Raw genomic sequence first — 13,137 nt, forward strand, 5'->3', positions numbered from 1 at the left:
TTTATCAACAACATTATTCGTCGGAATAATATTGCGTTGAACTAATAAACTTGTTTCTTCCAATGTTGCTTTAATAAATTTAATGTTATTATCAAATTCATTAATAATATATCTTAATTTTTGATTTATTGAAGAAACATTATCAGCAGTAATCATTAAAAAGTAAGCGGTTTTTAATTTTTGATTACTATATTGCAAATTCAAATATCAATTTTTTAAATTTGTTAACTGAGTTTTTTTAAACTCAGTTTTTTCTTTGGATAATAAATTATCAATATTTTGAATTTGTTTGTTAAATTCATAAGGAATTTGAATTTTACAAATTTCAAAATCAATATCTATTGTTTTGAAAATGCTAGATAATTTATAAATAGGGATATCACGTTCTTGTTGGTTTGCCAACGAAATATCAACCGCCTCAATGCGATAAACAACTGCAACTTTATTTGAAAAAGTAATAACATTATTTTCTATTTTTTTAATTTTACTAATTTTTAAAACATCGTTATTTTGTTTTTTTACAAAAATATATTTGAATGCTGTTCAAATAACGTTGTATAGTTTAGTACCGTTTTTCGTTGGAAACATTAAAATTAAACTTATCAATCACATAAAAATCGTAATAAGCACACTAGCGATTATTTGATATTTGAATAAAAAAGAAAATATCAACGCTGTAATTAAAAAATCAATTACAATAATTGCAATTTCAACTTTGCCAATCCCACCAAGAGCATTCGAAATCGTAAAACGAATTTTACTTGCTCGTTTTGTGATAATTCGTACTTTATTGTCGTCCATAATTATTTACCTCCCCTAATGCTATTTTTTATTTTTTCTTATAGTGTTTACGGTATTTTTATTTATCAGTAAATCACTGGTTGATTTTTTCAGATGATTTACTATATTGTTTTTTATAATAGCCAGTGAATGCGTTTTTAAATTGTGCCTTGACAACATTTTTAAACCCGTGTTCTTTCGCCCCAGTTTGATATGCACGAACCGCTCCAATTCCACGAGCAGTTTTTTTACTTAAACTATAGCTGGTGCGAACACCACTAACGGTCAACGCCCCACCAGTCATAAAGGCGGTGGTTGCTACTTTCAACCCCGTTATATTACCAATCCCGTCACTCAACGATGTATTACCACCCAACAGCGATGATAAGAGTTGCGGTGATTTCACAACAACAATTCCAAACGCAAAAATACCTAATAAAGTAAAAATTGGTCTTGTTGTTTGGTCGGGAATGGCTTTGCCAATTTCCGCAAACACTGACATACTCCATAAGAACAAACTGTACGCTAAGAACACCATATTAAAACTAATAAAGCGAGCAACCGTTAATTCTTTTCAGTTTTTAAATCTTCGTCCCTCATCTTGAATTGCCGAAACTATCACAACGGGCGATAATACATAAAGAATTAATAACTCAGCCGTTCGTCAGAATAAAAACAACGCAATCAGCAAGAAAATGTATATCATAAAGCCCTCAGAAAACAAACACAACAAATAATTAAAATGCCCACTATCTTTAAATGTTCAACTTGCAGGAACATAATCGAAATTGTGTATTCCATTATCAAACGAAGAATTAAATATAAACAAACCAATATTTTGCAGCTGCAAGTTGCTTGCTTGCATAATCGCTTGGGTTAGTAAGTTAACAATAATATTCAAGGTATAAAAAATAACTGGTATTGTTGGAATTACAACAAACAATAAAAACATATTGCGTAATGTTATTCTTAACTTGCTATGTTTTTCATCCGCCAACATTATTTCAATCATTCTTCCTGCCAACAACAATGCCAATATTATTCCCGCAATTGATAACATCACAATAAATAACATTGGTACACCACCAACAGTATTATTTTCAAACAACAAACGATTTGTCAAATTCCCACCCGACATAAAATAAATTATGTCTTGGAATTTATTTAAAAATCATAACAGCGGTTTTATGAAAATAATATATAAAATAGCAAAGACCGCTTCCATAATTTTGCCAAGCAATCAACTTGGTGCGTCACCCCCACTATCAGTCGCCGTTTGGTTATACTGAATAAACACTTCTGAGGCATGTGTGCTAGTGAAATGATTGATTGTGTCGGGGGTAAATATTGCCATAATCGCCGCAATGATTACAACAATAATTACTACTATTAACATCAACGGCAAAAATGCTATAATAAAAAAGATAGCCATTTTTTTAATCATATTATTTACAATGGCTATTATGTTTTTAAATGATGTTGGCTTTATCTTGGTCGACTTGCCAGCACTGAAAGGGTTTTTTAACCCTTTTTTGTTTTGCACCATTTTTTAACGCCTCCTTACGCAATGCCTAAAATAACATCTTTTAAACCCAATACAATTGCACTTGCCAAAATCACAATTCCCAAACAAACCCCCACTCAGGTTACGCGAGCAATCGTTTCTCTGCGCTGTTCGGCGTTTTTGGCAAATTTACCAGCAATGCCATAATACGCCATCATAACAATACCAATTGTTATTGCTAAGCCGATTAGAATTGGCATTCCCATGGAAATTATTTTATTGCCGATTTCTTGCAAACTAGTTGACCCACTTGTCGCTAAGAAAGTCATCATTATTTATCACCTTTTTGTTTTGCTTCTCATTCTTCATCATCTATTTTCATTTGTGCAATATCTTTTTCAGTTTTTGCCACAAAGGCTTTTTCTTTTTTCTCGCGGATTGGTTTTAAAATAAACGGGTCAACCACAAACTGTTTAAACAACCACCCAAAAAGAGCAAGACCCGCCAGCGAACCAACAACAATGCCAAAGATAGCTCAACCAGTTAAACCGCCTTTTTTATTATTGTCTGGTGCATTACTATCTTTAATTTGCAAGGTAAATTGTTCTGACGTCGCATTATTGTATTTAATAACAATATTTATTTTGTCGTTTGGATTAAAATCAGTTTGATTTAAAACAAAAAAAACTTTGTTTACATCATAATTGCCGCTATTTACCTTATCAATTTTAATGTCTTTTGGAATTTGGGTTTTTAACTGCTCTATAACTTGCTCTTTTGTCAACGGTTCTTTAGATGACAATTTAGCATTAGTTTTAAGGCAATCAGCAACAGCACTAGCAAATTGACTATCACTAGCGATTTGTTTTCAGTTTTTACTTTCTGCAAACAATTTATTTAGTTTACTAGCACTAGAACCACGGATATTGTCATTTCCATTTGCTTTTGCTCAAATTTCAAATTGTTTGCCATTATCAGTATTCCAATATTCTTTTATATCTTTTTTATCTTCGTTTATTTGTAAATAAACATTGTTAGTATGACCTAGGTTATCAGACAGTTCAACAACATATTTTCCATTGGTTGTTGCTAACTGCGACCCATCAAGTCTTATCCCGCTTGTAGGGTCAATGGTACTTGATTGTGATGTTTTATTTCATTTATCATCACAACCATACACAATCCCAGTTATGTCACTGCTTGCTGTTGGTTTTATCATTGTGATATCACTTTCACTATTTGCATAGTAGAATGTGTTAACTGGGTTTGTGATATTGCTTATATCAATTTGACCAAGATAATCTTTGACCACGATTGCTTGTGATGATATTGGTGTTACATCAATCTTCAAATCAACCACCGTTGCTGGTACAAGATTGTATTTAACTATCACTGAACCCGCATAATTTTTGCTACCTTCTATCGCTGATAAAGTTGCAGAGTGATTATCTTTATTTGTTATTTCAATTTGTGAAAAATCATCAATGACATTGCTGTTTTTCTGATTAACAGCAGTGAAAATAGTATCATCGTTATTATCTAAGATATTTCCTAAATCAGTCGTTTTAATTAATTCACTTAGATTTTGTTGCACTGGGGTTGGCGTTGGGTCTATTTTCGCCTGCATAGAGACAATAATTTCACTCGTATATTGTTTACCATCCAAAGCAAAAGTTACTTGTAAATTATGGTCGCGTGGTGCCGTTTCCGGTTTAACATTGATAGTCCAGTGTTTATTTGTTTGACCTTGTTGGACATTATCAAACACAACTTTATCAATATTTGGATTGGCAATATCAATGTTTAACTCCCCATCCACGCTAAGCACATCAGGGCGAGTTCAAGTTTGCGTTTTTGAACTATTATCCACCAAAGCAAACCGGCTTTGTTTTTTTATTCATTCTAAGGCTGTCAATGCTGAATGTATTACAAAAGTTCCATTATTTGTTCCAAGATAAAGATATCTTGTATTATCAACGGCAATTGAATTTATTTGTCCACTAACACCATTAATTTTTGTTGGTGTTATTTCACCAACACCCAACTTATATGCACCATCAAATTTTCCAAAATAAATATTGTCATTGCTATCAATTGCAGATGATACAAAACCACCATTTATACCATTAATTTTTGTTGGTGTTATTTCACCTTGATTCAACACATAAAGACCATTGTTTGTACCAAAATAGACATTGTTTTTACTGTCAACTGAAATTGATTGAACAAAAGAAGGCAATGTTGAAATTGATATTACATTGCTTGACCCAGCAGACAACTTATACGCACCATTATCTGTACCAAAATAAATATTGTCATTGCTATCAATTGCAGATGCATAACTAATCATAACATTAACAAACCCAGTTATTTTTGTTGGTGTGTCTGAACCTTGTTTCAACACATAGGCACCACTGTTTGTACCAAAATAGACATTGTTTTTACTGTCAACTGAAATTGATTGAACTTTATCATTAACTCCGTTTATTTTATTTAATGGTAGGTACTCTGTGTTTGAATTAGATGTCAAAGGACCAACATCGCGTTTCGCGCGAGTTAGCAGTGTATTTGCTAACAATGGCGCAGGAACGCTCGCTGTCAAGGTTGATATAGTTAAGATACTTAGTAATTTTTTCATTTTATGTTTCCTTTCTGAATTCTCTTTTTAACAAAAAAAGAGAATAGCACCACCGCACTATTCCCACACGAAATTTTTGAACATATTTTACCAAAGGACAAACAAATACCCCAGTAAAATATGTTAAAATTGTCGGTGGAAACGCTAGTTGATAGCTAGTGTTTCCACGATAGTAATTTATTTTGCGATAAATTACTATCACTTAATTTTATTTTTATTAAATTAACACTTATATTATACCACCTTTAATTAAAGATGGTGTTTTTTTATTACAAAAAAAGAGTATTTGATATTTGATACATTTGGGCTAGGTACCAAAGATAAAAATATCTTTGTAAGCAAATTATAACACAAAGTTATAATTTACCACAGTTTTTATCGCCCGTATTAATCGTAAATCACTCATCATCGACTTTTTGAACCGCAAAACTACAATTCAGACACTTTTGTAAATCAACATCAACAATCATTAAATTATGATTTTTAGTATCTTTATTCTCTGCTTTTTTCATTGTTATTTAATTTCCTTGATGAGTTCTTCGTATGTTTGTTTCTGACATTTTATCTAATGGTATAAATCTTAAAGATACAGAATTAATACAATAACGTAGGCCACCATATTCTTTTGGTCCATCATTAAAAACATGACCTAAATGATTATCAGTATCTTTTGTTCTTACTTCTATACGTTTTTGATTTAAAGACATATCTTCTTTTTCAATAATATTATAACTAGATATAGATTTGTAAAAACTAGGTCATCCACAACCGGAATCATATTTATTATTTGATAAAAATAATGGTTCACCAGATATTATATCAACATATATTCCGGGTTTTTTATTATCTCAATACTTATTTTGAAAAGGTGGCTCGGTTGCATTATTTTTTATAACATTATATTCTAATGAATTTAATTCTTTTATTTCTTTTCTTTTTCATTTTTTCATGTTGTATTTTTCTCCTTTATTTGATTTCCTTGATGAGTTCTTCGTATGCTTGTTTCTGACGCCAATAATGTTAGTTAGTTCAAATACTATTTAATTTATTTTCAGCAGATTATTTGTTATTGATTACTTTTTGATATTCTTCATTAATACACTTTCTTACAAAACTTGATAATTTAGCACCTGTAATTTGTGTAATAATTTTCATTTTTAAAATGTCATTTTCATACAAAGTTATATTAACATTTTTAACTTTTTGTTTTTCTAAATTATCATTAGGTGATATCGGTTGATTAATAAAGGGGTTATTACTTATTGAAGATTGATTAATTTTATTTTCTTTTACTTTATTAAAATTTATTTCGGTGCGGTCAACATTTAGGGTTTGTTCAAATAAATTTTTACCCATTATTAAATTACCCCCTTAGTTATTAATTCATCATTTATTTTTTTAATAGGATTACCTAGTTTTTCTAATCTTTTTAAATCAACAATTGTTTTTTTAGAAATAACAGATTTTTCAATAATTGCATATTCTTTAATATAAGTTTTTAAAACTTGTTCTGAAAAAGATTTATTTACTATTTCAACAAAATCTCGTGAAGTTGCCTTATCACCAATTTTATTTAAAATAATAGTGTTCATATTAAAAGGTATTTCTAATGCTTCACATATTGATTTTCACGCATTACCTAATGTTATTATTCCTTTTAATGAAAATTTAGACCTATCAGAAATAATTACTATATCATTAGCAATAGCCATTAAATTTTGGTTAATTAAACTTAAACTTGGGTTAGTATCAATCAAAATATAATCGTAGTTTTCTTGCAAATATTCATAATGATATTTTAAGTTATTAAACAATATTTTTTCTCTTGCTGGTTTAGAAACTAATAACTGATTAAAATCATCTAATAAAATATTAGATGTAATAATATCTAAGTTTTTAATACTTGTATTTTTTATTATTTCATTAATATTTTTATTTCCATTAAATAATTCACCTAATAAGTTATCTTGGTCAATATCAAAAAAACAATCACTTAAAGAAGCTTGCGGATCCCCATCAATTAATAAAACTCTTTTATTTAATTTTTGTACCAAGTAAGTTGCTTCTAAATATGTAAATGTTGTTTTGCCTACTCCACCTTTTCTGGCACCTACTGTAATAATTTTCATTTTATAACTTTCCTTTCATTAAATATATAAATATATTTTAATATATTTATATATATTTGTAAATATATATTTAAAAATATATTTATGTATTTTTAAATATATAAATTAATAATTGGAATTTTTAAATACTCTTTATTACCAATTTCCCCACGAAAATAACGTTCGATGTGTTACAGACGACAATTGCCAAACAAGCAATGAAAAACCCTTATAAAATAAGGGTTTTAAGTAGGGGGATAAGTCAAATTATTTGGTTTAAATTATATTATTATTTACTAATCTGGGCTCGCGGGATTTTCATAAGTTTGTGAAAAATGCCGTAAAGTTTAAAAAAACTTTTGCCGCGCTTTTCAAAATCCTTGGGAAAAATTCTAAGCGTTAAGCGAAGAATTTTATAAAGGTTCTCAAATTTGTTTGAAAGAACCTCAAAACTTTTTTAACTTGTAAGTTATTTTATCACAAAAATTTCAGAAAATCAACCGCTCGCCCAAAAGTCCTGTGTGAAAACCATATACATTTTAGACCACTGATTTAGTCTTTAAATTAGAATGGAGATTAAAATGAAAAAGTATATGGTAACAAGCATTCCAACTGAAAATGAATTATATTCATTACAACGAAAAATAAAAAAATGATATTTACAACAAAAACTTACAAAAGAAACAAATTATATTTATCAAAATGTCATTAATTATTTTAATTTATGTCAGAAATACTATTTATATGAAAATTCACTAAATAGCTTAATTAAATTATTTTATAAGTCAAAACAAACTTTTTATAATTGAGCTAAAAAGATTCAACTTTGTCTTAAAGAAAAATTAAATTTTCTGGTTTTAGCTAAAAAATCAACGAAACCAATTAAAATTAATAACTATTATTCAAAAACTTACAAAATTGCTGTTGCAAAAATGATGAAAAAATATCGCCAAGAATATGGAACTGGGATTTATGAGTTTTATAATTTAACTTTAGCTGGCTTTTTCACATATAAAAATAAAGTAATTAAACATAACATTAAAACTTTAATGAAATGAAATAAAGAATTTAATAATTTTTATCCTAAAAACAAGAAAATTAGGATTTATAAACGTTATGAAATGCATGAATTAGGCCATCTACAACATGATATTAAAATTTTGACACCAAATATGACTGGTTTTAAACGTAATTTATATTTATATGATTTTATTGATGAAAAATCACGCTTTGGTCTTGCTTATTTATCTAAAAATAAGGGACAATCATCAGCAATTGGTATTTTTAATCAAGCTTATAATGATTTTTTAAATAATAAAATTAAAATAAAAAGAATTAGAACTGATAATGGGCCGGAATATGTTTATAGTTATAATCCAGAATATAATTATCATAAAAGCGAATTTACAAAAGCATTACATCAAAAAGGAGTTGTTCATCAAACAACGCCAATTCGTTCGCCACAATCAAATGGCAAAATTGAAAGATTTCATCAAAACTGAAATAAATTTTTTGAATATCTGCCGCGTTACCCGAAAAATATTAATGAATTACGAAAGTTAATTACTACGTTTTTAAATTATTATAACAATGTTAGGCGACATAAAAGCATAAATTTTTTAACACCAACTGAAGCTGTGTTAAAATTTTTAAAAGACTAACTGGTCTAAAATGTATATGGTACCTCACATCCGCCCAAAATTAAAATTTGAAATTATTTATCATTTTTTATCAATTAAAATTTGATATAAAAATTAGTAAAATTAAAAAAATATTTGCTCTTTTAAATATTTTTGATGCTATAATCAAATTGCCTAAAAATAAATTTAGGTTGTTAGCAAAGTAAAATAAAAAATGAAAATACAACTCGCAAAAATTTATATTTTCATAATTATAAAATAACAAAATAATACTATTTTTTCAAATTATATTTTGAAAACTAATAAATTTTCAATTTTGTTGAAAATTTTTTTTAATTAAATTTATTTTGTAAAAAAATGAAGGGAAACAAAAAATGAAAATACTTTTAGGATTATTAGGAACAATTATGATAACTGGAAATGCAATACCATCAATCGTTGCAGCAGCACCCAATCGAAAACACAGTATTAAAAAAAGACAAAATAACGAAAATACCTCAACTACTCCAAAACCGCAAGATGACAAACAACCTCAATTTTCAACAACTTTAGATAACAAAGTTGATATTATTGAAAAAGAAATTACTTTAAATGAAAATTATTCTGATAATATTCAAAAAATGTTACAAGAACTTATTGATGAAAATTATATTGATCCACTAAGAAGTATCAATATGGGTGGACTTATAAGTAAAGAGCTTGATAATAAAACAATTATTTCTAAATTAGAAGAATTAGAGCCTAAAATGGCTAATTGATTTAAAAATCAACAAAATAACAAAGATAAAATATTAATATTAACATTAAAAAATAGTAATAATGAAAGTGTTAAATTAGTAATTAATTTAAATAATCTTTACTTATTAGGATTTATTAATAATCAAAATCAATATTTTTATTTTGATGATGAACTTTTAAAAAAAATAAAACAAAATAATCAAAATGAAATTACTGAACTAGAAAAAATAAAAACTAATTTAGAAAAACTTAATAAATTAATCAAAGAAAAAAGCAAAGATAAAACCGAAAAAGAAAACTTAGAATGAGAAATTAAGGAAAAACTTAATAAATTAAAAGAATTAGATAAATTAAAAGAACAGGTAAAACTTGAAAAAATTCCAGAAGAAATAAAGAAAATTAAAAACAATATCAAAAATATTGATGAATTAATCAAAGAACAAATTAATAAATCAAAAGATTTGAATAAATTAAATAAAGAATTAATTGAAACAAAAAAAGCAAAATTAACAGAACAAATTAATGAAATAAATCAAAAAATAGAAAAATTAAAAAAAGAAATATTGATACCTATTCTTGCAATAAATTATAATAATGATAAAAAATATTTAGATAATAAAATTAAAAATTTACAAGGTGAAGGTTTAAAAACTGAGGAACTAAAAATTAAAATGCTAAATATAAAAGTAACAGAAAAATATAAAAGCGAAAATATTAATTTAAATTATACGGGGGCATATTCAGAAGATGGATTAAATGTTGTAATAAAACAAAACGAAAAACCAGAAGGAAAAGATATTTTTATTTCGCAAGATAATTTAAATAATGCAATTGCAAATTTATCAAATTATAATAATAAACAAGGAAATAAAGCAATAAAAGATGACTTAGTAAGAATAATTTTTATTACAAGTGAAGCATTTCGGTTTCAATGTGATGAAAAAACTTTAGAAATTTTTGAAAAAAGTGAAAATATTGATGAATTACATAAAATAATAGCTGAGAGTAAAAACATATTAGAAAATATTCAAGAAAAAATATTTAACTCAAATCAAACAATTAATTGAAAAGATTATACTTCTCAATTAAGAGGTGATTGAAAAAAATATTCAGAACAGTTAAATAAATTTAGAATAAAAATTTGAAATCAATTAATTTATTTTAATAATTTTGTTAATTTTGTTAATGATTCAAAAAATGAAATAGACGAATTTATAACAAAAATAAATGAAATAAATTTTAGTGAAAAAGAGAAACAAGTTTTACAAATTATACAAGAAACTAATTTAACCCAAAAAATAGAAAAACACAGTTTAAATATTAAAAAAATTACTAATACATTATTTTTTATGAAAAAAATCTGAGAAAAAATGAACTTTACTGATTTTAAAATTCTACACTTATTAATTTTAGAACGTAACATTGATTTAATTAAATTTTTAATTGCTAGTGGCTATGATGTTAATATTAAAGAAGAAAATGGTGATACTCCTTTAATTACTACAATAAAAGCTAATAATTTAAATATGGCTAAGTTGTTAATTGATAGAGATGCTGATGTTAATATTCAAAATAAAAATGGATTAACTCCTTTATATTATGCAATAGTTAAAAATAATAAAGAACTAGTTCAATTGTTAATTGATAAAGATGCTGATGTTAATCATGAAAATTCATTCAATGGTCATACTCCTTTAATTACTGCAATACTTAAGGAAAATCTAAAAATTGTTAAGTTGTTAATTAATAAAGATGCTAATGTTAATTTTAAAAATAAAAATGGATTAACTCCTTTAGATTTTGCAATATGAAACAATTTTCCAGAAATGGTTCAATTATTAATTGAAAATAATGTTGAGGTTGAAAATAAAAATAAAGGGGGTTCAACAAATTTAAATTTTGCACGATATTTGGCAATGAATTTGGAAAATATTCCAGATGCTATTAAATATAAAGGTGGTGTTAATCTTCAAAATAAAAACGGAGACGCTATTTTAAATATGAAAATAAACAAAAATTATCAAAAAATTCTTCAATTATTACTTGAATATAGTGATAAGATTTATAATCAAGAAGAAAACGGTGATGATCCTTCAAACACTTCAATAGTAATAGATAATTCAAAAGCCTTTGAGTTGATTCTTAAAAAAGGTATTAATGATAATGTTCCAAATAAATATGATGATACTCCTTTAATTACTGCAATAAAAGATAATAATCAAGAAATGATTAAATTTTTAGTTGATAAAGGTGCTAATGTTAATATTCAAGATAAAAATGGTGATACTCCTTTAATTCTTTTAAAAAGAAGAGATGATGAAGAAATGATTAAATTTTTAATTGATAAAGGTGCTGATGTTAATATTCAAGATAAAGATGGTACAACTCTTTTAGATTATGCAATAGTTAAAAATAATAAAGAACTAGTTCAATTGTTAATTGATAAAGGTGCTGATATTAATTTTCAAAATAAAAATGGTGATACTCCTTTAATTACTACAATAAAAGCTAATAATTTAAATATGGCTAAGTTGTTAATTGATAAAGATGCTGATGTTAATCTTCAAAATAAAAATGGATTAACTCCTTTAGATTTTGCAGTAATTGAAAATAATCTAGAAATGGTTCAATTTTTAATTGATAAAGGTGCTGATATTAATCTTGAAAATAAAAATGGTGATACTCCTTTACATTTTGCAGTAATTGAAAATAATCTAGAAATGGCTAGATTGTTAATTAATAAAGGTGCTGATGTTAATCATGAAAATTCATTCAATGGTCATACTCCTTTATTTGCTGCAATATTTATAAATAATCAAGAACTAGTTCAATTGTTAATTGATAAAGGTGCTGATATTAATTTTCAAAATAAAAATGGTCATACTCCCTTATTTGCTGCACTATGTATAAATAATCAAGAACTAGTTCAATTGTTAATTGATAAAGGTGCTAAATTAATAGTAAACGAAATTTCAAATGATAATAATGTTGGAAGTAAAACATCAAATAGTGAAAATCAAAGATATGATGTTCTTCACGATGGTAGTTGTTTGTTTTGATCTGTAGCAACAGCTTATTTATTACCAGTAAGAAATAATAATGAAGAATTTAGAGCGCGATTTATTCAATTATTTGGTGAACGAGAATTACAAAATTTATTATATGTTCAAAATTTATTTCAACAATTTAATTTAGAAAATAATAGAGATTTAAATCAATTGTGATATCAAAATCAAATAGTAGCAAATAATTTAGTAACAAACGTGTTTCGTAATCGTGTTGTTGATTATATAAGAGATAATTTAGACAATCCAACACAAATAAATTCAAATAGAAATCATAATGAAACCTTTCGCAATGCAATTCAGATAAGCGAAAATGAAACTGCTAACAATTACTTAAATAGAATGAGACAACCATCAGAATGAGGAGGAGAAGTTGAAATTTTTGCAATTGGTAATTTGCTAGGTTCTAATATTAATGTAGATACTAGAAACATATTTGAAACAAATAGTTCAAGTAATATTATAAATTTATTTCATGTTAATGAAAGAACGCATTATAATTTTTCTTTACAAAATCAAACACAAACACCACAGAAAAATACAAATGATAAAAATATTACTGGTGGTGGTTGTTTAACTGAAGAAGATAATGATATTGAAAATAATAGTTCATCTTTAAATTTTCCACAATTAAAAAAAGATGAATATCATTTTATTAATCAAA

General features: G+C 26.3%; 10 protein-coding genes. 2 read left to right on the plus strand and 8 right to left on the minus strand.

The genetic code is table 4. The annotated features are described in order from the left end of the window. The 8 genes from EHU54_RS02015 to EHU54_RS02050 form a co-directional block, all read right to left on the minus strand. The coding region (locus tag EHU54_RS02015; RefSeq protein ID WP_400248670.1) for a hypothetical protein at positions 1 to 801 on the minus strand (801 nt) is incomplete at its 3' end. 58 nt (positions 802 to 859) lie between these two features. Further along, positions 860 to 2,224 carry an Mbov_0396 family ICE element transmembrane protein gene (locus EHU54_RS02020; RefSeq protein ID WP_400248672.1) on the minus strand — a complete coding sequence of 455 codons (1,365 nt, stop codon included), beginning with the start codon at positions 2,222 to 2,224 and terminating at the stop codon, positions 860 to 862. 116 nt (positions 2,225 to 2,340) lie between these two features. Beyond that, positions 2,341 to 2,616, minus strand: a complete 276-nt coding sequence (locus tag EHU54_RS02025; protein ID WP_400248673.1) for an Mbov_0395 family pilin-like conjugal transfer protein — start codon at positions 2,614 to 2,616, stop codon at positions 2,341 to 2,343. Then, positions 2,616 to 4,922 (minus strand): adhesin, encoded by a 2,307-nt coding sequence (locus tag EHU54_RS02030; protein WP_400248674.1) that lies wholly within the window; start codon positions 4,920 to 4,922, stop codon positions 2,616 to 2,618. The genes EHU54_RS02025 and EHU54_RS02030 overlap by 1 nt, the downstream gene beginning before the upstream one ends. 356 nt (positions 4,923 to 5,278) lie before the next feature. Then, positions 5,279 to 5,434: a hypothetical protein gene (locus EHU54_RS02035; protein ID WP_400248675.1), complete on the minus strand. Its 156-nt coding sequence runs from the start codon at positions 5,432 to 5,434 to the stop codon at positions 5,279 to 5,281. 6 nt (positions 5,435 to 5,440) lie between these two features. Next, a complete protein-coding gene (msrB, locus tag EHU54_RS02040) occupies positions 5,441 to 5,872 on the minus strand; it encodes a peptide-methionine (R)-S-oxide reductase MsrB (protein WP_400248676.1) in 432 nt (143 codons plus the stop codon). A gap of 109 nt (positions 5,873 to 5,981) precedes the next feature. Continuing rightward, on the minus strand, positions 5,982 to 6,278 hold the full coding sequence (locus tag EHU54_RS02045) for a hypothetical protein (protein ID WP_400248677.1): 297 nt from the start codon (positions 6,276 to 6,278) through the stop codon (positions 5,982 to 5,984). Positions 6,279 to 6,280: 2 nt separating this feature from the next. After that, complete coding sequence (locus EHU54_RS02050; RefSeq protein ID WP_400248678.1) at positions 6,281 to 7,051, minus strand: ParA family protein; 771 nt, start codon at positions 7,049 to 7,051, stop codon at positions 6,281 to 6,283. A gap of 560 nt (positions 7,052 to 7,611) precedes the next feature. On the opposite strand from EHU54_RS02050, the gene EHU54_RS02055 reads away from it, so the two are divergent. Further along, positions 7,612 to 8,691 (plus strand): integrase core domain-containing protein, encoded by a 1,080-nt coding sequence (locus EHU54_RS02055; RefSeq protein ID WP_400248679.1) that lies wholly within the window; start codon positions 7,612 to 7,614, stop codon positions 8,689 to 8,691. 353 nt (positions 8,692 to 9,044) lie between these two features. Then, positions 9,045 to 13,137 (plus strand): ankyrin repeat domain-containing protein (locus EHU54_RS02060; protein ID WP_400248680.1); only part of this gene is annotated, 4,093 nt, incomplete at its 3' end.

The organism is Spiroplasma sp. ald (assembly GCF_044714355.1).
Lineage (GTDB): Bacteria > Bacillota_I > Bacilli_A > Mycoplasmatales > Mycoplasmataceae > Spiroplasma > Spiroplasma phoeniceum.